The sequence below is a fragment of the Enterobacter sp. B79-1 genome (assembly GCF_057444735.1).
Window position 1 is genome coordinate 214,926 of sequence record NZ_JBYAZJ010000005.1, and the last position, 22,751, is coordinate 237,676.

At 55.3% G+C, this 22,751-nt stretch carries 16 protein-coding genes and 1 pseudogene; 5 read left to right on the forward strand and 12 right to left on the reverse strand.

The features are described 5' to 3' along the window. The first annotated feature begins 72 nt into the window (after positions 1–72). Positions 73–1,404, forward strand: coding sequence for an amino-acid N-acetyltransferase (argA, locus tag AC2T6E_RS15825; RefSeq protein ID WP_010435120.1), 1,332 nt, complete (start codon positions 73–75; stop codon positions 1,402–1,404). Positions 1,405–1,439: 35 nt separating this feature from the next. Here argA and recD read toward each other — a convergent pair whose 3' ends face one another. The 12 genes from recD to rppH all read right to left on the reverse strand — a co-directional run bounded on the left by recD (position 1,440) and on the right by rppH (position 19,768). Continuing rightward, entirely contained in the window at positions 1,440–3,260 is a 1,821-nt protein-coding gene (gene recD / locus AC2T6E_RS15830) for an exodeoxyribonuclease V subunit alpha (protein WP_454539400.1), read from the reverse strand. Next, entirely contained in the window at positions 3,257–6,799 is a 3,543-nt protein-coding gene (gene recB, locus AC2T6E_RS15835; RefSeq protein ID WP_454539401.1) for an exodeoxyribonuclease V subunit beta, read from the reverse strand. Before recB ends, recD begins: the two co-directional genes overlap by 4 nt. After that, on the reverse strand, positions 6,796–9,663 hold the full coding sequence (gene ptrA, locus AC2T6E_RS15840; RefSeq protein ID WP_454539402.1) for a pitrilysin: 2,868 nt from the start codon (positions 9,661–9,663) through the stop codon (positions 6,796–6,798). The genes recB and ptrA overlap by 4 nt, the downstream gene beginning before the upstream one ends. A gap of 140 nt (positions 9,664–9,803) precedes the next feature. Then, a complete protein-coding gene (gene recC, locus AC2T6E_RS15845; protein ID WP_454539403.1) occupies positions 9,804–13,178 on the reverse strand; it encodes an exodeoxyribonuclease V subunit gamma in 3,375 nt (1,124 codons plus the stop codon). Positions 13,179–13,190: 12 nt separating this feature from the next. After that, positions 13,191–13,514, reverse strand: a complete 324-nt coding sequence (locus AC2T6E_RS15850) for a prepilin-type N-terminal cleavage/methylation domain-containing protein (RefSeq protein WP_126815952.1) — start codon at positions 13,512–13,514, stop codon at positions 13,191–13,193. After that, a complete protein-coding gene (locus AC2T6E_RS15855) occupies positions 13,499–13,900 on the reverse strand; it encodes a DUF2509 family protein (RefSeq protein ID WP_416719616.1) in 402 nt (133 codons plus the stop codon). Before AC2T6E_RS15855 ends, AC2T6E_RS15850 begins: the two co-directional genes overlap by 16 nt. Further along, a complete protein-coding gene (locus tag AC2T6E_RS15860; RefSeq protein WP_174340188.1) occupies positions 13,897–14,457 on the reverse strand; it encodes a prepilin peptidase-dependent protein in 561 nt (186 codons plus the stop codon). Before AC2T6E_RS15860 ends, AC2T6E_RS15855 begins: the two co-directional genes overlap by 4 nt. Beyond that, positions 14,448–14,912, reverse strand: a complete 465-nt coding sequence (locus AC2T6E_RS15865) for a prepilin peptidase-dependent protein (protein ID WP_348572956.1) — start codon at positions 14,910–14,912, stop codon at positions 14,448–14,450. Before AC2T6E_RS15865 ends, AC2T6E_RS15860 begins: the two co-directional genes overlap by 10 nt. Positions 14,913–15,096: 184 nt before the next feature. Further along, entirely contained in the window at positions 15,097–15,891 is a 795-nt protein-coding gene (gene thyA, locus AC2T6E_RS15870; protein ID WP_316467901.1) for a thymidylate synthase, read from the reverse strand. 6 nt (positions 15,892–15,897) lie between these two features. Beyond that, a complete protein-coding gene (lgt, locus tag AC2T6E_RS15875) occupies positions 15,898–16,773 on the reverse strand; it encodes a prolipoprotein diacylglyceryl transferase (RefSeq protein ID WP_010435139.1) in 876 nt (291 codons plus the stop codon). Positions 16,774–16,978: 205 nt separating this feature from the next. Then, a complete protein-coding gene (ptsP, locus tag AC2T6E_RS15880) occupies positions 16,979–19,225 on the reverse strand; it encodes a phosphoenolpyruvate--protein phosphotransferase (protein ID WP_211450014.1) in 2,247 nt (748 codons plus the stop codon). A gap of 12 nt (positions 19,226–19,237) precedes the next feature. Continuing rightward, a complete protein-coding gene (gene rppH, locus AC2T6E_RS15885; RefSeq protein WP_089601146.1) occupies positions 19,238–19,768 on the reverse strand; it encodes an RNA pyrophosphohydrolase in 531 nt (176 codons plus the stop codon). Positions 19,769–20,222: 454 nt separating this feature from the next. Between rppH and AC2T6E_RS15890 the strand changes: the two are divergent. The 4 genes and pseudogenes from AC2T6E_RS15890 to AC2T6E_RS15905 form a co-directional block, all read left to right on the forward strand. Further along, positions 20,223–20,297, forward strand: a pseudogene (locus tag AC2T6E_RS15890) (hypothetical protein); the annotation flags it as partial. Positions 20,298–20,451: 154 nt separating this feature from the next. Next, positions 20,452–21,144, forward strand: a complete 693-nt coding sequence (gene mutH, locus AC2T6E_RS15895; RefSeq protein WP_486692449.1) for a DNA mismatch repair endonuclease MutH — start codon at positions 20,452–20,454, stop codon at positions 21,142–21,144. A 129-nt stretch (positions 21,145–21,273) separates the two neighbouring features. After that, positions 21,274–21,492 carry a YgdI/YgdR family lipoprotein gene (locus tag AC2T6E_RS15900; protein WP_010435144.1) on the forward strand — a complete coding sequence of 73 codons (219 nt, stop codon included), beginning with the start codon at positions 21,274–21,276 and terminating at the stop codon, positions 21,490–21,492. Between the two features lie 132 nt (positions 21,493–21,624). After that, positions 21,625–22,665, forward strand: coding sequence for an NADP(H)-dependent aldo-keto reductase (locus AC2T6E_RS15905; protein WP_148400634.1), 1,041 nt, complete (start codon positions 21,625–21,627; stop codon positions 22,663–22,665). The last annotated feature ends 86 nt before the right edge of the window (positions 22,666–22,751 follow it).

Sequence of the window (22,751 nt, forward strand, 5' to 3'; positions counted from 1 at the left end):
AGGCTTGCACACGCGGTCATAATCGAATAAAAATACAGAAATTACGAATAAACATTCATTAAGGGTTGTGCCATGGTGAAGGAACGTAGAACCGAACTGGTCCAGGGATTCCGCCATTCTGTTCCCTATATCAACGCCCATCGGGGGAAAACGTTCGTCATCATGCTCGGCGGCGAAGCCATTGAGCATGAGAATTTTTCCAGTATTGTCAATGATATAGGTCTTCTGCACAGCCTCGGCATCCGCCTGGTTGTTGTGTATGGCGCACGCCCGCAGATCGATGCCAATCTGGCCTCTCATCAGCATGAGCCTATTTATCACAAACATACCCGCGTGACGGATGCGAAAACGCTTGAACTGGTGAAACAGGCTGCAGGTCTGCTGCAGCTGGACATCACCGCCCGCCTGTCGATGAGCCTGAACAATACGCCGCTGCAGGGCGCGCATATTAACGTCGTGAGCGGCAACTTCATCATCGCTCAGCCGCTTGGCGTGGACGACGGCGTGGACTATTGCCACAGCGGTCGTATTCGTCGTATCGATGAAGAGGCTATTCACCGCCAGCTGGACAGCGGTGCCATCGTGCTGATGGGTCCGGTCGCGGTTTCTGTAACGGGCGAAAGTTTTAACCTGACGTCTGAAGAGATAGCCACCCAGCTTGCTATCAAGCTGAAAGCGGAAAAAATGATTGGGTTTTGTTCCTCACAGGGTGTCGAAAACGATGAAGGGATGATTGTGCCTGAACTATTTCCCAACGAAGCGCAGGCGCGCGTTGAAGCGCTCGAAGAAGCGGGAGATTACCACTCCGGCACCGTGCGCTTTCTGCGCGGAGCAGTGAAAGCCTGCCGCAGCGGCGTGCGCCGTAGCCACCTGATCAGCTATCAGGAAGACGGTGCGCTGCTGCAAGAACTGTTCTCCCGCGACGGTATTGGTACGCAGATTGTGATGGAGAGCGCCGAGCAGATCCGCCGCGCGACCATCAACGACATTGGCGGCATTCTGGAACTGATCCGTCCGCTGGAACAGCAGGGAATTCTGGTTCGCCGTTCACGCGAGCAGCTGGAGATGGAGATCGACAAATTCACCATCATCCAGCGCGATAACCTGACCATCGCCTGTGCCGCGCTCTATCCGTTCCCGGAGGAGAAGATCGGCGAAATGGCCTGCGTTGCCGTGCATCCTGACTACCGCAGCTCTTCCCGCGGCGAGATGCTGCTGGAGCGTGTGGCAGCTCAGGCGCGGCAGATTGGGCTCAGCAAGCTGTTTGTTCTGACGACCCGCAGCATTCACTGGTTCCAGGAACGCGGCTTTACGCCAGTCGACATTGATTCACTGCCGGAAAGCAAGAAAGAGATGTACAACTATCAGCGTCGTTCAAAAGTGCTGATGGCTGACCTGGGATAATACAGCGCCCTCACCGTCCGGTGGGGGCGTTTTACTTAGAGGGACTCGAATATCGCACTTAAGCCGCTTCGACGTTCCGTTCGCGCGGCAATGGCCTGTACCAGAACGCGTTCATCGGTATAGAGCGACAGCCGCTGGCGCGCGCGGGTAATGGCGGTGTAAATCAGCTCTCGGGTGATGACGGGTGACAGCTGCGTAGGCAGGATCAGCGCCGCATGATTAAACTCAGAGCCCTGGGATTTGTGTACCGTCATCGCCCACGCCGTATCATGCTCGGGCAGACGACTTGGCTGTACGGACTTCACGCTTCCCTCCGGCATCATAAACCAGACGCGCAGCCCCTGACCGCGATCGAGCGCAATTCCGATATCCCCGTTAAACAAGCCCAGCGCGCTGTCATTGCGGGAGATCATTACCGGTCGCCCCTCATACCAGCGCGAATGCGGCAAACGGTTGATTTTACGCTTCTGCGCCAGCAGCTGTTCCAGCCTGTCGTTTAGCCCACTGACGCCAAACGGCCCCTCCCTCAGCGCACACAGGAGCTGATATTCACCGAACGCAGCAATGACCTGCTCCGGCGTATTCTGCTGTTGTACACAGGTCAGGAAGTGCTGATATCCCTCCAGCGCGTCATCCAGCATCGCCTGATACTCTTCACTGCTTTGCAGCGATTTTTTCTCGATGTCGGTAAAGGTGCCGTCAAACACCCCGCGCGTGCTGTGCCGATCGCCGCGGTTTACCGCAGCAGCCAACTGGCCGATGCCGGAGTCGCTGCCGAAACGGTAACTTTTTTGCAGCAGGCACAGGCTGTCGCGCAGCGCCCCCGCTACCGGGGAGTTATCGGGCTCGAGCGCGCAGCCGGTCAGGCGTGCCAGCTCCTGAGCACGCGCAGCGGTATAGCCAAAACTGGCGTAGGTGCAAATATCCCCCAGCACCGCTCCGGCTTCCACAGAGGCAAGCTGGTCGCGATCGCCAAGGAAAATAACCCGCGCGTGAGGCGGCAGCGCATCAATCAGCCGCGACATCATCGTAAGGTCGATCATTGAGGCTTCATCCACCACCAGCACGTCCAGATGCAGCGGGTTGCCGGCATGATATCGCAGCCGCTGGCTGCCCGGCTGTGCGCCAAGCAGACGGTGTAAGGTGCTGGCCTCATTGGGGAAAAATGCAAGCTGCGCCTCGGTTAGCGGCAGTTTTTGCAGCGCCCCACCCAACGACTCCGTGAGTCGCGCCGCGGCTTTACCGGTAGGTGCGGCCAGCCGGATACGGCATTTCTGCTCGCCAGATAGCTGAATCAGCGCCGCGAGAAGTTTTGCTACCGTGGTGGTTTTCCCGGTGCCCGGGCCGCCAGAAATCACCGAAATCCGCCGCGTTAAGGCCACGGCCGCCGCCACTTTTTGCCAGTCGATGGCCTCGCCCGAGCTAAACAGGCCATCCAGCGTTTGTCGAAGCTGCGCTTCATCACACGGAAGCGGGGCATTCGTTTCGCTGAAAAAGCGTGCCACCGTCAGCTCGTTGCGCCACAGGCGGTTAAGGTATAAACGCTCGCCGGTCAGGATCATCGGCGTTTGCGTTTCGGCCCCGCTGACGGCGGGAGAGCGGAGTAATACAGCCTGCCAGTCCACCGATTCCCCCAGCAGAACGAAACAGGACTGCAATGCCGCAGGCATTTGTTCATCTGGCACCAGACGCGAAAGCGGCAGGCAAACGTGCCCTTCTCCCGCGTCTTTGCTGAGGAGAGCAGCAGCGAGCATCACCTCCAGCTCCTCGCCCGCCACCATCATGGCGAACTGAACGTCAAGGGGGCGCAGCACGCGTTGTTCCACGGCTTCCAGCAATAGTTCCTGCATCGTCATGCCATCTCCTCCGTGGTTGTGGCAAACAACTCATCCATCTTTTCTATCAATGCCGCGTCCGGGCGTGTGCTGAAAATGCCGGAGTTGGGATCCGTAGCGTCCACCCCGCGAAGGAAGAGATAAATAACACCGCCGAAATGATCTTCATAACGGTAATCGGCAATGCGGTGGCGCAGATAGCGATGCAGAGCCAGCGTATAAAGCTGATACTGCAAATCGTAGCGATGCTGCTGCATGGCTGATGCCATCGCGTCTTGCGTGTAGGCGTCGCTGCTGTCCCCCAGCCAGTTCGATTTGTAATCCAGCAGGTAGTAACGCCCTTCGTGGCGGAAAACCAGGTCGATAAAACCTTTTAACATCCCCTGAACCTGGCGGAAGTTCAAGGGCGGGCAGCCAGCGGAAAGCGGATCGTACTCACGGATCAACGCATCAAGCGCATCGGCTTTAAGCGGGCTGGCGATAGGGAGATAAAACTCCATTTCCACCTGTTTGTCTTTAGCGGTCAACTGGCTGAGCGAAATCCCCTGCTGCGTGAGCGGTGCCTGTAAAATCGCAGTGACCCAGTCGGTGAGGACGGGCTGCCATTTCTCGTCAAAGCCGCCGCTCTGGAGCATTTTCAGCACCCACTCCGTAGAAACCGGCTGGGTGAAATCCAGTTCTTCAAACAGGCTGTGTAAAAAAGTGCCGGGTGACGCGCCGCGTGGGAACTGATGCGGAGTCAGGGCAGGCTCAGGGAGTACGTCTCCCACTCCGGCGGCATCCACATCCAGCTTCGGCATCAGATCCTGCGCAATGCTCTGCCCATGCTGCTGTAAACCGGAGTAACTGGTTACGCGCCAGTCGTCAGCGAGAGTTCGCTGGATTTGCCGGGCATTCAGATCGGCAACAGGCTGCTCCGGCATCTGCCAGCGGCTGTTATCCGGCGATGAGGGAATATGCAGAGCAATATGGTCACCACACAGTGCCTCGATGCACTGGCGCAGCCCTTCTGCATCTTTTGGCTCTCCGAGCTGAATAAGACGTCCCAGCGCGCTTAAATGGAAATCGGTCTCTCCTGACTTCTCACCGCGGCGACGAAACAGCGGCGCAATACCCAGACTGCAGTGCCAGACCGAGCGGGTCAGCGCCACGTAGAGCAGGCGTAAATCCTCTGCCAGACGTTCAGCCTCCGCCAGCTCAACGCTGGATTCCGCTTTACTGAGATCGAGCACGGCTTCAAATGATTCACGGTCGTGGTAAAAGGCCTGGTCCTGCACGCGATAGTTGGCGATAAACGGGAGCCAGACCAGCGGATACTCAAGACCTTTCGACTTGTGAATGGTGACGATCTGCACCAGATGCTTATCGCTTTCGAGGCGCATCTGCTGACTGGATGAATTGCTGTTCGGATCGGCAATCTGCTGTGACAGCCAGCGCACCAGCGCATGCTCGCTTTCGAGCTGCGTTCCCGCTTCCTGCAACAGCTCGCTGATATGCAGAATATCGGTCAGGCGGCGCTCGCCGCCTGCCGTGGCGAGCATATTCTCCGCAATCTGACGCTTCGCCATCAGCTCGCGCAGCATGGCCATTACGCCGCGTTTTTGCCAGCGTTCCCGATAGTGGGCAAACTCTTCTACGACGTTATCCCATGCTTCCTCGTCGTTGTTTAGCGCGTCAATATCTCGGGCATTCAACCCCATCATTGCGCTGGCCAGGGCGCTGCGAAGCGTGCTTTCACGCTCGGGAGCCAACACGGCCTGCAGCAGCCATAGCATCTCCTGAGCTTCCAGAGTTTCAAAGACGCTGTCGCGATTCGAGAGATAGACGGACGGGATGTTGAGCAAGGTCAGCGCATCGCGGACCAGCGCCGCCTCCTGGCGACTGCGCACCAGCACCGTAATATCGGATGCCTTGACGGGGTTCGCCTGCTCCCCTCGCCATAACACGGCTTCGCCACGCGCTCCGGCACTCAGCCAGTCGCGGATCTGTGCGGCGCAGTGCTGCGCCATCGCACTTTGATAATCCCCAACGCCACAGCCTTCACCGTCGAGTAGCCAAAGGTTCATGGCTGGCTGAGTCACGCCATTGAACTCAAAGCGCAACGAGGCATTTTTTTCGGCAAACTTGACCGGCAGGAAAGGAATTTCACGGAACATAAACGCCGCGTCCATCTGCTTAAAGAGCGTGTTGACGCTTTCCACCATACCCGGAGCGGATCGCCAGTTAGTCTCTAAGGTGTAATGGGCTGCAACTTCGCTACGGGCCTTCATGTAGGTAAAAATGTCGGCGCCACGGAAGGCGTAAATCGCCTGCTTCGGGTCACCGATCAACAGCAGCGCAGTGTCGGGCTGCTGACGCCAGATACGGCGGAAAATACGGTACTGCTGGGGGTCCGTATCCTGAAACTCATCGATCATCGCCACCGGAAAACGCGTGCGGATTGCCGCAGCGAGCGCTTCGCCATTTTCACTGCACAGCGCGGCGTCCAGACGGCTTAGCATATCGTCAAAGCCCAGCTCGCCCCGACGGCGTTTTTCACGCGCCACGGCTTCACGGATTTCCGTCATGGCGCGGGTAATCATTAAGTCGTTAAGCGTTAACGGCTCAGCCAGTAGACTCTCGATGGCAACAAAAAGCGGATGCTCTGGCACGATGCCATCGGCTTTCGTCCGCTCGGTCAAAAAACGCTGGGAGAACTTTTCCAGAGCATCCGGAAGCTGATAGCCTCGCGTCTCTTCCTGTGCCCAGGCGCTGATCTTGTCGATCCATTTGCCCTGATTGCCGCGGTTAAATTTTTTCCTGTCGATACCGGAGTTTTCAAGTATCGAGGCAATTTCACCGACGCAGGCATTCCACTTTTGCTTCAAGGTCGCAATTTGCGTGACGATCTTTTCATGGCGTGATGCGAGCGTTTCGTCCGCTGGCGGCGGTGATTTGATGACGGGCGCTTCCCCCTGCAGATAGCGATCGATAGCGCGCAAAAGCTCTTCAGGGCCTTTCCACAACGCATGCACCGCTTCGGCGATGTCACGCTGCAGGGGGTAGCAGTGGCGACGCCAGAAATCTGCGCAGGCCTGATAGCGAAGCTCAGACTCGTCTTCAATGAGCTGCTGTTCAAACAGCATGCCGGACTCAAAGGCATTCAGGCTCAGCATGCGCTGACAAAAGCCGTGGATGGTGAAAACGGACGCTTCATCCATTTGCCGTTCCGCCAGCAGCAGCCACTGCGCAGCCTGCTGCTTATCGGCAATTTCTTCCAGAAGGCTGGCGTAAAGCGGGTTATCGGTGCTCTGTCGCAGGCAAGCGATGCGCAGCTCGTGAATATTGGCACGGATACGGCCACGCAGCTCGGCGGTAGCTGCTTCGGTGAAGGTCACCACCAGCAGCTCCTCCACGCTTAACGGACGCGGAAAAGCGGCAGTACCGCCAAGCCCTAACAGCAGACGCAGATAGAGCGCGGCGATAGTGTAGGTTTTTCCCGTTCCCGCTGAGGCTTCAATCAATCGTTCACCCTGTAGAGGTAAACGTAAGGGATCAAGGGACTCAGCGGTATCGGTCATTCTTTCTTACTCCAGGGCATTGATTGCTGCAGCGCAGTGACGCTCTTCCAGATTTTCCAGCCTTTCGGGTTTACGTAATCCGTTTTGCCATTTTGGCTACCGGAAACCTGAGACAGAATGGCGATCCCCTGCGGTTTAATCACCGCCTGATGGAAGAAGTCGGCAACCTTCTGAGGCGTCAGCTGTTTTATTTCGGCCACTACTTTATCACGCGAATCAAACTTCAGATTACCCCGATCAAAATCTTTGCTCAGTTGAGAAGCTTCCTCACCCAGCGTTTGCGGTGCCTGCATCACCTGCGCGATGACCGCCTGCTGGATCTGGGCAAACTCGTCTGGCTTCATGGCGCGCAGTTTTGCTTCCGCCTGCGGGAAGAAAGCCTGATAGCGCTGCCAGAGGTAGGCAGGCTGTTTATCACTGCTTTGCAGCAGGAAGCCAAGACCCCACTGGCGGCCCACGTTCATGGAAAAGGCGAAGACCGCATAGCCAAGCTGCTCTTCAGTACGCAACTGGTTGTAGAACCATGGCTGGATGATTTGTCCGAGAACAGCACTCTGCGCAGAACTGGCAAACTCATCATACCCGGTCGGAACAAACACGGCGGCCAGCGCGGAATCGGTGCTGCTACCCGCTTTTTCGAAAATCACATTTTGCTTTTTCTCAACCAGCACGTCCTGATTGCGACACCACTCGTCACCTTTTGAACCCAGCTGTGTACGGACATTTTGCGCCAGGGTTTTAGCCTGATCTTCGCTCATGTTCCCCACGATCAGGAACTCCGGGCGCGTATTGACCTTCAGCCCGTCACGGTAAGCCAGCACGTCTTTTAAGGTGATCGAAGGCAACAGCGCACGGCGCTCTTCACGCTGGAAGTAAGGGATCTGCGACAGCATTTGCGCAGGCATGATCGCCATATCGTAGGCTTTGCCCTTCTCCGCGGAATCCATCATCTGTGCATACCACGATTTGGCCTGCTCAAACTGCTCCTCCGTCGGCGTGTAGCTGAAATACCCTTCCAGCAGTGCCTGGAACAGCTGAGGCAAACGCTGGGTATAGCCGTTTGCATTGAGCATCAAACCGTTGTTGGCGTTGGTGGAGAAACTGATGCCGCCCACGGCCGCCTGGTTGCTAAGCTGATCGAGCGCAATCCCGGCGAGATAGTCATTGAGCGCGAACATCACCTGATTTTTAGCGCTATTCATCGCTTTCGGGTTACGCAGCACCACGCTGACATCGGCTTTTGGCTCGCTTGCGAAATAGCGGCTGGGGGTATACACCACGCGCAGCGTCGGCTCATCAATGATAAGCGCCGGATGTGGGTAATCTTTAGTCGTTTTGATCAGCGAGAAGTCATCCGGAATATAAGGGTTCAGCTCCGGCAGCTTTAACGCAATCTCTCCGGCCTTCTTCTGCCAGTCGGCGAAGGTCTGCGCGCTTATTTTATCCACCTGATAGGGGGCATCGACAAAATACGCCGTCTTGTTATGCGGTTCGTTCGGGCTGATGTACCAGATGCGGGCATTCTCCGGCGTCATCATCGCCAGGCGGGCTTTTACCGCCTCGGCGTCATACCGGTCGGCAATATTGACCGCATCAAGAGTGTGTTCCACCGGCACGCGGATCATGGTGTCCGCCAGCCACTCAACGTAATCCATGTCGCGGGTAATGGACGGGTAACGGAAATCGAGATCCAGCACGTGGGCGAGTTCATCAAAGTAGCGCTTATCGACGCCTTTCTCGCGCAGTAAAGAGAGGTAGCTGAAAATCGCTGCTACCACTTCATCGCGGTTTGCCAGCCCTTTGTCGGTCAGGGTGGCAGAGATCGCCAGCACGCCGCTATTGCCGTTCACAACCGGATCGGAATCGGCGCGAATACCTTCCACCAGCCCCTGTTTTTGCAGCCAGTCAGAAAGCGTACCCGGGCTACGGTTACCTATGAGGTAGGTCACGAGCTCATCGGTTTTACTGCGAAACTGTGCGGTGTTGTTATCGATGCGGAATTCCACACGCAGCACTTTGCGCGGCAGCGCCGGCACGTAGTGGATAACGATCCCTTTTTGCGCGTCCGTGACCACCGGGACGTCTATCTGCGGCCGGTCGATATTTTTATTCGGCACCCGGCCAAATGTTTTAGCCGCCATGCCTGCCAGTTCTGGCAACGGTTTATTGCTGTAGATGACCGCTTTCATCAGGTTGGCGGAGTAGTATTTATCGCGGAACGCGTGCAGAGCATCAAGCACCGGGCTGTTCGGTTTGTCGCTTAACGTCTCCAGGTTACCGCCGGAGAAACGCGAACCCGGGTGCGCAGGGTTGATGGTTTCAGCGCTGACCTGGGCCATGCGCATACCGTCTCGCGTGCGGGCCATGGTCAGCTCGGCATTCACCGCATTGCGTTCACGGTCGGCATACTTTTTATCCAGCAAGGGGGCGGCGATGGAATCAGCAAGGCGATCGACTGCGCCTTCCAGCGCATCATTTTCGACTTCAAGATAAAAAGCCGTGCGGTACGGCGCCGTGCTGGCATTGTGGCTGCCGCCATGCATTTTCAGAAATTCGGACAGGCTATCTGGCTGCGGGTATTTTTTTGACCCCATCAGGGTCATATGTTCCAGATAGTGTGCAAGCCCAGGATGAGCGTCAGGATCTTCCAGCGATCCAACTGGCACCACTAATGCCGAAAGGGATTTCACCGCCTGCGGATCGGAAACCAGCAGTACGGTCATGCCGTTATCAAGACGAATAGCCTGATATTGGCGGGTATCTTTTTCGCTTTTACGAATAGTTTCCTGAACGGGTTGCCAACCGGAATCTGCCTGAGTGATGGGTACCCAGAGGGCGAAAAACAAAACAAACGCTTTAAACAAGGTGCTACCTCTTTATCACGGCTACATCATTAATACATTGCGTGCTGGGCACGCCAACATCTTTTTATTGGGTACATCAGTCCGTGATAAGAAGTGCATCATAAATGAACACCTCATACTGCGCAATTTTTATACAGCAATCAGGACTGGTTAAATTTGAACAACGGTAACAGGTAGCGCTGTGCCTCTACAGTGATCATGTCGAAGTATTCTGGCTCAAGCGTTCGCCACAAACGTTGATACCAGACATCTTCCCCTTCGCCACGCACCATCATGTTACCTTCGTAGGCCTGCACAAACTTATTCCGCGCTTTCTGCAGTGAAGCATCATCCGTTAACATGGCATCATTCTGCGCGTCATAACAGGCTTTTATCCACGCGCCACCGCTTTCCGGCAACAGGAGCAGAGGTTTATTCATTCCCCGGCGGTAACCGTCGATGTAAAGCGACAAATAACACAAAGCCTGCTCAGCCTCCATCGGCGGAAAACGCCATTCGCCCTCTTTGCGCACGAAAATTCGGCTTTCACCCGTATTGCCGCCAGCACTGTAGACAAGATGTTCGAGCCAGAGTTGCAAACCCTGTGAAACGCTGAGCATCGAGGGCCGCCAGCGCAGCAGTCCGTCCGGCTGAACCTGCGTCAACCAGCCGGTCAAGTGGACACCGTTACAGTCAAGGTCGATTTCGATGTTTTTACCGGGTTGTCTGCACTCAATGACACGTTCAGCAAGTGCCTTCATTTCCTGACACTGCGCCTCCCAGACAATCTCCCCGAACGCACCGTAAGGCAACTGGCCCGCGGCACGGTAGCGGCGAAATAGAGTGGCAGCATCTTCCTGTTCTACCAGGGCATTCAGGAGCTGGAGGTTCAGCTTGTAGCGCTCCAACCCATCCAGAATAAAGGGTTCGGCATCAGGAATTTCACTCTCTTCAGAACGGAAGTTGACCTGCAAACGCTGCTGAAAGAACGCGCGCACCGGGTGTGCCCAAAAACGCTGAAGCTGTTCGAAGGTCAACGTTTCCAGGGGGAGTTCATCCAGTTCCTGAATGAAATCGGTATGCGCCATCCCTTCTTTCTTCGCAGCCGGGAGCCACTCGCGCGCATAACTCTGGTGTTCATTGGCGACATAGTTCACCGGATCGAAAGGCATACGGCTATGACAGCAGGTGATGTGGGCCTTCACCCGCTGCTCGCTCTCATCACAATTACGCGCTTCGTCTCCCGGCAAATAGTGGCTCTGCCCGATATAGTCCACCAGCTCCTGCACAAGAACCGACGGGAAACGTTCACTGTTGTCCTGGATCGACCGGCCGATGTAGCTGATATACAGTTTGCTCTGCGCTGAAATAAGCGCTTCCAGGAACAGATAACGGTCGTCATCACGGCGGCTGCGGTCGCCCCGCTTCGGTTTTGGACTCATCAAGTCAAAGCCTAACGGCGGTAGTGCCCGAGGATAAATGCCGTCATTCATCCCGAGCAGACACACCACTTTGAACGGGATGGATCGCATCGGCATCAGGGTACAAATATTGACCGGCCCTGCCAGGAAACGCTGGCTAATACGCTCCTGATCGAGACGCAGGGTCAACTCATCACGCAGAAGCGACAAAGGCACCGCCTCCTGATAGTGCGAATTCACGCCCTCATCCACGATGGCCTGCCACTGCTTTTCAATGAGCGCCATCGCCGCTTCTGTTTCACTGTCCGGCAGGAAGAAATCCGTGAGCATTTCCCGGCACACCGGCAGCCAGGCGTCCAGCGGGCGCGGCTGCATCAGCTCCCGTCGCCAGCGGTTGAGCTGCATCAGCAGCGAGGCTAAATGCCCGACCAACTCCGCGATTAACCCGGTGGACTCGTCGTATGGCAGAACGTCATTCCATTCACCCTGGCTGCTCTCCATTGCGTACCCGAGCAGCATTCGCGTCAGGCCAAACTGCCAGGTGTGCTGCCCCGTTGGTGGGAGTTCAAACTCCTGCACGTTGTCGTCATCAATCCCCCAGCGAACGCCGGATTCGTTAACCCACTGGCGAAGATAGCGTAGCCCCTCTTCATTGATGTTGAAACGGGCAGCCAGAACAGGGACATCAAGCAGCGCCAGCACATCTTCAGAGATAAACCGGCTGTCCGGCAGCGACAGCAGGGAGACAAATGCCTGCAAAGCCGGATGGGACTGACGTGCACGACGGTCAGAAATGGCGTAAGGAAGGTATCGCTCCCCCGTCGCGCTGCCAAAAACGGCCTGAATAAAGGGGCTATAGCTGTCGATGTCTGCCACCATCACCACAATGTCGCGCGGCGTGAGCTCAGGATCGTCCTGTAGCATTGCCAGCAAGCGATCGTGCAGGATTTCCACCTCACGCTGTGGGCTATGGCAAACGTGAAGAGTGATACTGCGATCGTCAGGATCCAGCTTCCGTTTCCTGTCGCTGCGTTCGAACTCTTCCTCCGTCACGCCCATAACGGCCCGGTTTTCCAGATCCAGAATATCTAACTGAATGTTGTGCAGCAGGCTGTCAGATTCGATTTCGACAAAGGCGTCCACGTCCCCCTCGCCAGATGACGTAATGTCAGAGAGCATGTGAATGTAGTCACGTCCCAGCTTGCCCCATGAGGCAAGCAACGGATTCGGCAGGTTCTGAATGCCCTCTTCATCGAAAAGCTGCGCGGCTGTCGAGCTATCCTTGAACAAGGGCACGGAGCGGTCTTCAAAGAGGCGTCGACGCTGCCGCGTGACCAGCCGTGAAAGCCAGCGCGCATCCTGGATATCACCCCAGTAGTGGCGGCAGGGATTCGTGAACAAAATATGGATATCAATGTGTTTACCCAGCGCTTTTAGCGCATCCAGATAGACCGGCGGCAAAGCCGAAATACCGCAGATAAACACGCGTGACGGCAGACGAGCCGGTCGCTCCGACGCATTTTCGAGTATCGAGATAAACCGTTGGTAGAGGTTTGCACGGTGCCACTTTGGTTGACCGAGCGCCTCAGTATGTTCCACCAGTGCTTTCCATAACGGTGCCTGCCAGACTTGTGCTTCCGGCAAGCCCTCCACCCGTTCACCCGCTTCCCAGGCTGTCAGCCATTCAGGCCGGTACACTAAATACTGGTCGTAGAGATCGGCCGTGCGCGACGCCAGCTGGAACAGCTTGCGCTTATCGGTATCGTCATTAAGGTAGTGGCGCAGCATGGCGAACGCATCGCCTGACAGCATATCGGGCAGCAGGGCCATCAGCTTCCAGCTCATGCTCTGCTTGTTGAAGGCGCTCTGTTCAGGGATGTCGGGCAGTACGCGCACAAACATCTCCCAGATAAAACTCGCGGGCAGCGGGAAATCAATGTTTGCCGCTATGCCAAATTTCCGGGAAAGCGACATTTGCAGCCACTGCGCCATACCGGTGCTCTGCACCAGCACCATTTCAGGCTCAAAAGGATCGTCAAGCCGCTCGCGCTCAACGATAAATTCCATCAGTGCTTCCAGCACATCCAGACGATTTGAGTGGTAGACCCTTAACATAGACGCTCCCGACTACTGGCTAACCGGGCAATGCAGACGCGTCATCGCGCCGCGCCGCCCCAGAGGAGAAATAAGTGTAACCGTGATGCTGACACATCTGGCGTGCGTTGTCTGCACCCGACTGGCCTGCCAGCCTTCGGGGAGTATGGGTGTTGAGAGCTGAGCCTGATTCCAGGCATGATGCCAGAGCTGACGATACTGGTTAAACAGGATAAATCGCGCCGCCAGTGCCCGATGATAACCCGACAGTGCCGTGACGATTATCACCAGCAGCATCATCGCAAGTAGAACCTCAACCAGGCTAAATCCTTTTTCTCTGTTTACGGCAACTGGCATAGCGCCTTCTCCTTAAGTGGACAAAAATCACTCCAGCCGTGTGGCAAAAAGTGAATCTTCCCATCGACGATCTCTCCTGCGCGCCAGAGCAAAAGGTCATTGTTTCCGGCAATGAGCAAAACACGCGACTCGCTCAGCCGCCGCAAGCATGCTCGCCACGTCGACACCTTTTTGCATTGAACCCCTGGGGAGACCAGCCAATCCTGAACGCGCCCCCACTCAAGCGCTGATTGCACAGATGCCTGCTGCTGGAGTGAACGGCTCTCGCCGCCAACGAGTGCGCTAAATGTAGTCAGTTGCTGATTAAGTCCCGTGAGGATCAGCGTGCCTAACACCAGTAAAAGCAGTACCAGCGCCAGCGAAGATATCCCGCGCTGACGGTTCACAAGTTATACCCCGTGACGCCATAAACAGCCTGGAAGGGCTCACCCTTTTCACCCTGGCGAATGGCGGCCAGTTCGATATTCAGCTCAGGCGCGAAACCGGCGTGTTCCACCTTATCCACCCTAAAGTGCTGGATCACCAGCCTGTTCGGGTCAGTGAGCTTTTCCCATCCTTTTCCTTCACAGGATGTCGCCCCACGCAGCGTTTCTAGCGCACCAGACTCAAGACGAAACCCTGTGCTGTCGTTTTCTGCTGCAGAGGCATCCCAGATGCCGTTACTGTTTGCATCCCACTGCACAATGACGCAGCTCCCCTGCCTTGCCGTCACCAGACCTTGCCCTGGACAGTTACCCGCGCAATATCCCGCTCTCTGCAGCTGTTTGCCGAGGGCAAAAAGCCTTTGCCAGACCTCTTCTTCCACCTCCCGCTGACCGGACTGCAGTAATACCGCCCGCTGTAAACCCGGTAAAAAACGCGATGCGCTTATGAGCAAAAGGCTACTGATAGCCGTGGCAATCAAGACCTCTGTAAGTGAGAAACCGTGCTGGTTCATTGACATCCCCCTCCCTCTGAGGCATTGCACATCCTGATGCGCCCTCCATTTGAGACAATAATCAGCCATTCTCCTGCACGGCTTTTCACACGTATCCGCCCTGCCCACGCTGTATCTCTTAATCCATAGAACCCTAATGAGGGTGTTAACTCACTTATGGTGACGTCAGCCCAAAGCGGAATCAGCACAAAGTCACTCTCCTTCACACAACCTTGTACGACAGAACTCAACAGACAGACGCCAGCTTCATCTCGCTGAAGCGTGATGTGGTGGTCGCGATTGTGCCGATTCGCATCGTTGCGAAGAAACACCAGGTAGTCGCGTATCTGTAGGGCGGTTTGCCAGAGCCGCTGCTGTCGTTGCCAACTGTCCCAGCCGTATAAACCCGTTGTGCTCAGGATCACGACCAGCGAAATGGCCACCAGGGTTTCGATAAGCGTAAAGCCATTCTCTTTTTTCATGCCGGGAGTGTGGCGAAATGCGGGAAAAGCAGCGAGGGGCAAATCAGGTTTTTACGAGCCGTCATCCAGTGAATGTCGACTGTTGCAGGACGTTGCAGCGTCTCTGGAAAACGGCTCGTAAAACAAATCGAGAACGAAAAAAAACCGGCGCTAAAAAGCACCGGTTGTGTGAGTATCTGCCGTATCAGATAGCGACGGGTGCTTTGATGCCGGGATGCGGGTCGTAACCCTCAATCTCAAAATCATCAAAGCGGTAATCGAAGATCGAGTCTGGTTTACGTTTGATAATCAGCTTCGGCAACGCACGCGGTTCGCGAGTCAGCTGGAGCTCCGTCTGCTCCATGTGGTTGCTGTAGAGATGGGTATCCCCACCCGTCCAGACGAAATCGCCCACGTCGAGATCGCACTGCTGCGCCATCATGTGAACTAACAGCGCATAGCTGGCGATGTTAAACGGCAGACCGAGGAACACGTCGCAAGAACGCTGATAAAGCTGGCAGGAGAGCTTGCCATCCGCCACATAGAACTGGAAGAACGCGTGGCAGGGTGCCAGCGCCATTTTGTCCAGTTCACCCACGTTCCAGGCGGAAACGATGATTCGGCGCGAATCCGGGTCGTTTTTCAGCTGGTTCATCACGGTGCTGATCTGGTCAATATGGCGACCGTCAGGCGTTGGCCATGCACGCCACTGCTTACCATAAACCGGGCCCAGGTTGCCGTTTTCATCTGCCCATTCGTCCCAGATAGAGACGTTGTTTTCATGCAGATAGGCAACGTTGGTATCGCCTTGCAGGAACCAGAGCAGTTCATGAATGATCGAGCGCAGATGGCAGCGCTTCGTCGTCACCAGAGGGAAGCCTTCTTGCAGATTAAAGCGCATCTGGTGGCCAAAAATGGAGAGCGTACCGGTACCGGTGCGGTCATTTTTCGGCGTGCCCTCATCGAGCACTTTTTTCATCAATTCAAGATACTGTTTCATGGTTCCTCAGGAAATTTGTTGCTGTGGACGACGACGATACGCCCAAATCATCATAATGGCACCCGCGACAATCATCGGAATGGAGAGGATCTGCCCCATGCTGATGTACTGCACCCACTCGCCGGTGAACTGTGCATCCGGCTGACGGAAGAATTCAACGATGATGCGGAACGCACCGTAGCCGATCAGGAACAGACCGGAGACAGCCCCCATAGGACGCGGCTTGCGGATGAAGAGGTTCAGGATGATAAACAGCACCACACCTTCCAGCGCCAGCTCATAAAGCTGGGACATATGGCGCGGAAGAACGCCGTAGGTATCGAAAATGGATTGCCACTCCGGATGCGATGGCAGCAGCGCGATATCCTCTGCACGAGAGCCGGGGAAGAGCATCGTATACGGCACGCTCGGGTCAACGCGGCCCCACAGTTCGCCGTTAATAAAGTTACCCAGACGCCCCGCTCCCAGCCCGAATGGGATCAGTGGAGCAATAAAATCAGCCACCTGGAAGAAGTTGCGTTTGGTGCGTTTGGCGAAGATCACCATCACCAGGATCACACCAATCAGGCCACCGTGGAAGGACATTCCCCCATCCCAGACGCGGAACAGATAGAGCGGATCGTTGAGGAATACCGGGAAGTTATAGAACAGGACATAGCCAATACGCCCGCCCAGGAATACACCGAGGAAGCCAGCATACAGCAGGTTCTCAACTTCGTTCTTCGTCCAGCCACTGCCGGGACGCCCCGCGCGACGGCCCGCAAGCCACATCGCAAAAATGAAGCCCACCAGGTACATCAAACCGTACCAGTGCAGCGCGACAGGTCCTACTGAGAAAATAACCGGATCAAATTCCGGAAAATGCAGATAACCACTGTTCATCTGTCACCACAAGATGTTGTTATTCCGCTGAAAGTGGACAGCGGTAGAAATGCGCTTCTGCGTGTCGCAGAGGCTCCAAAGTTGCGAATCATAGCATAAGGCAGGCATGGAGGATGCGCCTGAGATGTAAAAGATGTGTATAGGGTATTGTGCGCGTAGATGCCCTCACCCCGGCCCTCTCCCACAGGGAGAGGGGGAAAAGGCTTCAGCGGCCGCCGCGGATTAGGCCACCCATGCCGCGTCGTTCCATAAACGCCGCAACCTGATGCCGTACTTCGGTTGCCATCTGTGCGTCCAGACTGCGTTCCGCCAACTCGCGGGCATCTTCTATTTCAATATGACGTAACAGATACTTCACGCGCGCGACAGAACGGCCGTTCATGGACAGGTGACGGAAGCCCAGGCCAATCAGGATGGCGACGCACATCGAATCGCCCGCCATTTCACCACACAGACGCAAATCAAGACCGTGCTGCTCCGCTTCACGGGCAATCATGGCGAGTGCCCGGAGCATTGCCGGATGCAGGCTGTCATAGATACTCGCGACGCGCGTGTTATTTCGATCAACGGCCAGTATGTACTGCGTTAAATCGTTGGTCCCGACGGAGATAAAATCAACGCGGTTTGCCAGCTGCGGCAGCATAAAGACCATCGACGGCACTTCGAGCATCACGCCAATACGTGGTTTAGGGATCGCATAGCCGATCATCTCTTCCACTTCGCGGCCCGCACGTTCGATCAAGCGTTTTGCTTCGTCGATCTCGTCAATACTGGTGACCATCGGCAATAAAATGCTGAGGTTGCCCGTTGCCGCATTTGCACGCAGCATGGCACGAACCTGGATCAGGAAGATCTCCGGTTGGTCGAGCGTGATGCGGATCCCGCGCCAGCCCAGACACGGGTTTTCTTCACTGATTGGCATGTACGGCAGCTGTTTATCCGCCCCGACGTCCAGCGTGCGCAGCGTGACCGGTTTGTCATTAAACATCTGCAGCATCCCCTGATACTGCGCCACCTGCTCCTCTTCTGACGGGAAGCCGCTTTGCAGCATGAACGGGATTTCAGTGCGGTATAAGCCGATACCGTCGATGCGGCTGCCGAGCTTCTCTTCGTGCTCGGGGCTTAATCCGGCGTTGAGCATGACTTTGATCCGCTCACCGCTTTTGAGCTGCGCGGGCAGGTTGACGTCATCTTCTGCCAGCTTACTTAATTCATTCTCTTCACTAATGAGACGCTGGTATTCCTGCAACAGTACGGGCTCAGGATCGACCAGCAGTTCACCGCGATAGCCATCCACCACCAGCGTGCGGCGGTGTAGCACCGAGGGCTGGATATCGGCCCCCATGACAGTTGGAATACCGAGCGCGCGCACCATGATCGCAGCATGGGAGTTGGCGGCACCATCGCGCACCACTACCCCGGCGAGCCTGTCCTGCGGTAGCTCTGCCAGCGTCGTCGCTGAAAGTTCATCTGCTACCAGCACAAACCGTTTTGGCCAGGCATTCGCGCCCTGAATGGTGTCATCAAGATGGAACAGCAAACGCTGCCCCAGCGCGCGTAAATCCCCGGCACGCTCCTTCAAATAACCATCGGTCAGTGCCGCAAACTGCTCGGCAAATTTTTCAATGACTTTTTTAACGGCCCATTCGGCCACCGAACCTTTATCCACTTCCGCGAAAAGCTCACGGCGCAGACGCGCATCAGAAAGCAGGTGTGAATAGAGGTCAAAGATCGCCGCCGTCTCTTTTTGCGCACCCGCAGCAAAGCGTTTGCTGTAACGGCGAAATTCGTTGGAAGCCTCTTCCAGTGCAGCGGTAAGACGCTCGCGCTCGAGCGCTTCATCAAGCGTCGAGGCCTCGTAAACCTGCTCCATCAGCGGCAACGTGGCATCCATCCAGCCTTCGGCGATTGCCACACCCGGTGACGCCGGGAGCGCACGAATGCGCGTGTGACGATACTGGCCAAACAGGGCGGCAAGCTGAGACTGAGAGAGGATGGCGGCCATCTGCGTGGCAAGCGTCACAAGGAATGACTCTTCGCTTTCATCGTACTGGCGCAGTTCCCGCTGCTGAACAACGAGAACGCCAAGCAGCTGACGACGCTGGATAATCGGCACGCCCAGGAAGGCGCGGAAGCGTTCTTCTTTTACGGAAGGAATATATTTGAAGCTAGGGTGTTTTTGCGCATCAGCAAGGTTAATGGGTTCGGCCAGACGACCAACCAGCCCAACAATACCTTCATCAAAAGCGAGCGTAACGGTGCGGCCTCGTGGTTTTTTCAAACCACGAGTCGCCATCAGGTAATAGCAACGCCGGTCATGGTCGGCCAGATACACCGAACAAACTTCGGTTTCCATCGCCAGACAGATATCAGTCACCAGAATATTCAGCGCCTCGTTCAGGCGAGGCGCACTGGCGACCTTCTCGACTATTTCGCGCAAGCGGGTGAGCATGATTTGCGTAGCTTAACCTCTTTTACGTCGCCAGGCAGGTGCGCTTTGCGGCTTAGGCGGGATCTCCTGAAGCTGCATGACAACACTTGCGAACTCTTTCATCACCCTACGGTAAACATCGCGCTTAAATGACACGACCTGACGAACAGGATACCAATAGCTCACCCAACGCCAGCCATCAAACTCCGGCGTACTGCTGGTTTGCATATTGATATCTGAATCGTTGCCCACCAACTGCAGAAGAAACCACTTCTGTTTCTGGCCGATACAAACCGGCTTTGTGTCCCAACGCACCAAACGTTTCGGTAACTTGTAACGCAACCAGTTGCGGGTCGAAGCCAGGATGCGAACATCTTTTCGGCTTAAACCGACCTCTTCAAACAGCTCCCGGTACATCGCTTGTTCTGGGGACTCTCCTGGATTGATCCCGCCTTGCGGGAATTGCCAGGAGTGCTGACCATATCGACGGGCCCACATGACCTGACCCAGACGATTACAAATTACTATTCCTACGTTCGGGCGGTAGCCATCGTCATCAATCACCGGACTACCCCAAACTAAACCTTATATATGAATGATTGTTTCACACTACAGGGAGGCGGTAAACCACTCTCTTACGGGCTTGCAACCTAATAACATTTGAATAACTCACAAATATGTGGGGAGTTATAAACAGATGAAGGACCGTAAGGGCAATTTTATTCACCTTTTCTGTGGATATAGTTGTGAAGAAGTATGGAATTACCGATGAACAACCTGAATCGTCGTTTAGAGCCGCTTACACCGCTCATTATAAAAAATGCTATATTTCATTAGGTTATACCTTTAATTATTGATACCAGACCTGATAACGTGACGATCATCACATCAGCGATCGTTGTACTGATGAAAGATCGAACAGCGTCGGTTTTATCCACAGATTGTGCCAATAAGTTAGGCACAATTTGTCTGAAAATTCGATTTTCGTCGCACGTCAAGGCTGTAAATCGAAACAGTAGTGTGGGTTATTCCCAGTTATCCCACTTTTCTGTGGATAACAGGGTGTAAGATCCTGTTTATTGTCAGTGACCAGATTTGAACAACCTGTTTTTAGCCGCAGACATAATAATTTTTCAGTTGTAAAAAAACCTATAAATCATACACATGGATTATCCGTACAGAAAACGGTAGACTCTATCCACAAGGGATAATTTCTTAGTTTATTTTTTAATCAAAAGGTTACCGTCATGCTTCCGCTTGCTCCCTTGCTTACTCCCCCTTCCAGCGAAACCGAGTTGCTGACTCAGGCGCAGCGCCTGGCAGGCTATGCACTTGGCGATCTGGCGGCAATGGCGGGTCTACCGATCCCTGACGATCTGAAAAGAGACAAGGGCTGGATCGGCATGCTGCTGGAACTGTGGTTAGGTGCCAGCGCGGGCAGTAAGCCAGAACAAGATTTCGCCGCACTGGGCGTGGAGTTAAAAACGATCCCCATCGACAGGCAGGGAAGACCGCTGGAAACCACGTTTGTCTGCGTGGCGCCGTTGACCGGCAATACCGGCGTAACCTGGGAAACCAGCCACGTACGTCATAAACTGAAACGCGTACTGTGGGTTCCGGTGGAAGGTGAACGGCAGATCCCGCTAGCCGAACGGCGGGTGGGCGCGCCGCTGCTCTGGAGCCCTGATGAAGACGAAGAGCAGCAGTTGCGTCTGGACTGGGAAGAGTTAATGGACATGATCGTCCTTGGGCAGGTTGAGCGTATCACCGCCCGTCATGGTGAGGTGTTGCAGCTGCGTCCAAAGGCGGCCAACAGCAAGGCCCTTACCGAAGCGATCGGCGCTCATGGCGAGCCGATCCTGACGTTGCCTCGCGGCTTTTATCTCAAAAAGAATTTCACTGGCACGCTGCTCGCACGCCATTTCTTACTAAAAACGTAGGTTTTTAACGAATTTTGCGAGCTAACAAACATAATCACCTGGTTTTTAAGATTTTACTACTTCCTGCTTTCGTCATATCAGGTTATTACTACACTATGATTTAATACAAGCCAGGTGAGGACGATAACGATGAAAAAATGGGCAGTGTTAATTTCTGCAGTCGGGTTGGCGTTTGCGGTATCGGGCTGTAGCAGTGATTATGTTATGTCTACAAAAGATGGTCGGATGATCCTGACCGATGGTAAACCCGAAGTCGACGACGATACCGGGCTGGTGAGTTACCGCGACCCGGCAGGGAATAAAATGCAGATTAACCGCGACGAAGTCTCGCAAATTATCGAGCGCTAAACCCGTTAAAGGTCAGTCGCTTGCTGGCCTTTTTGATTTTTCCCTTCCCCTTTTGCTTCCCCTCTGCCATGTTTATATTCCTTTGTCGGGAAGTTCCTGACGCGTCTGTATGTTTAATGAAGGAAGCCGGCTATGCATTATCACCGTATCCCCCATAGCGCTCTGGAGATAAGCCAACTGGGGTTGGGCACGATGACATTTGGTGAACAAAACAGCGAAGCCGATGCCCATGCACAACTCGATTACGCCGTCAGCCAGGGTATTAACCTGATTGACGTCGCAGAGATGTACCCTGTTCCTCCCCGCCCGGAAACGCAGGGGCTGACTGAAACTTATGTCGGAAACTGGCTGGCAAAACGCGGCAATCGCGAAAAGCTCGTTATCGCCTCAAAAGTCAGCGGCCCCTCACGTAATAACGATGCCGGGATCCGCCCAAACCAGATCCTCGATCGTAAGAATATTCGCGCCGCGCTGGATGCCAGCCTGAAGCGTCTGCAAACCGACTATCTCGATCTCTACCAGGTACACTGGCCGCAGCGTCCGACTAACTGCTTTGGCAAGCTCGGCTACAGCTGGAACGAGAGCGCGCCCGCCGTTACGCTGCTGGAAACGCTGGAAGCGCTGACCGAGTGCCAGCGCGCGGGGAAAATCCGCTACATCGGCGTGTCTAACGAAACGGCATTTGGCGTGATGCGTTATCTGCACCTTGCCGATAAACACGATCTCCCGCGCATCGTCACCATCCAGAACCCGTACAGCCTGCTTAACCGCAGCTATGAGGTCGGTCTGGCGGAAGTGACGCAGTATGAAGAGGTGGAGCTGCTGGCCTATTCCTGTCTCGGCTTTGGCACGCTGACGGGCAAATACCTGAACGGCGCGAAGCCTGCCGGGGCGCGTAACACGCTCTTTAGCCGCTTTACCCGCTACAGCGGTGAGCAAACGCAGAAAGCCGTTGCGGCCTATGTGGATATCGCGAAGCGTCACGGTCTTGACCCTGCCCAGATGGCGCTGGCCTTCGTGCGACGTCAGCCGTTTGTTGCCAGCACCCTGCTGGGCGCGACCACGATGGAACAGTTGAAAACCAATATTGAGAGTTTCAATCTGAACCTGAGTGACGAGGTGTTAGCGGAGATTGAAGCGGTGCATCAGGTTTATACTTATCCTGCACCGTAGCCTGATGCTTTTTGCCCGGTGGCGCTACGCTTACCGGGCCTACAGGTACTCAAACGTAGGCCGGGTCAGGCGAAGCCGCCACCCGG

What these genes read in the sequence shown, in the direction of transcription:
- argA (WP_010435120.1), top strand. Translation starts at nt 73, where the DNA reads ATGGTGAAGGAACGTAGAACCGAACTGGTCCAGGGATTCCGCCATTCT.
- recD (WP_454539400.1), bottom strand. Translation starts at nt 3,260, where the DNA reads ATGACGATGCAGGAACTATTGCTGGAAGCCGTGGAACAACGCGTGCTG.
- recB (WP_454539401.1), bottom strand. Translation starts at nt 6,799, where the DNA reads ATGACCGATACCGCTGAGTCCCTTGATCCCTTACGTTTACCTCTACAG.
- recC (WP_454539403.1), bottom strand. Translation starts at nt 13,178, where the DNA reads ATGTTAAGGGTCTACCACTCAAATCGTCTGGATGTGCTGGAAGCACTG.
- AC2T6E_RS15850 (WP_126815952.1), bottom strand. Translation starts at nt 13,514, where the DNA reads ATGCCAGTTGCCGTAAACAGAGAAAAAGGATTTAGCCTGGTTGAGGTT.
- AC2T6E_RS15860 (WP_174340188.1), bottom strand. Translation starts at nt 14,457, where the DNA reads ATGTCAATGAACCAGCACGGTTTCTCACTTACAGAGGTCTTGATTGCC.
- AC2T6E_RS15865 (WP_348572956.1), bottom strand. Translation starts at nt 14,912, where the DNA reads ATGAAAAAAGAGAATGGCTTTACGCTTATCGAAACCCTGGTGGCCATT.
- thyA (WP_316467901.1), bottom strand. Translation starts at nt 15,891, where the DNA reads ATGAAACAGTATCTTGAATTGATGAAAAAAGTGCTCGATGAGGGCACG.
- lgt (WP_010435139.1), bottom strand. Translation starts at nt 16,773, where the DNA reads ATGAACAGTGGTTATCTGCATTTTCCGGAATTTGATCCGGTTATTTTC.
- ptsP (WP_211450014.1), bottom strand. Translation starts at nt 19,225, where the DNA reads ATGCTCACCCGCTTGCGCGAAATAGTCGAGAAGGTCGCCAGTGCGCCT.
- mutH (WP_486692449.1), top strand. Translation starts at nt 20,452, where the DNA reads ATGCTTCCGCTTGCTCCCTTGCTTACTCCCCCTTCCAGCGAAACCGAG.
- AC2T6E_RS15900 (WP_010435144.1), top strand. Translation starts at nt 21,274, where the DNA reads ATGAAAAAATGGGCAGTGTTAATTTCTGCAGTCGGGTTGGCGTTTGCG.
- AC2T6E_RS15905 (WP_148400634.1), top strand. Translation starts at nt 21,625, where the DNA reads ATGCATTATCACCGTATCCCCCATAGCGCTCTGGAGATAAGCCAACTG.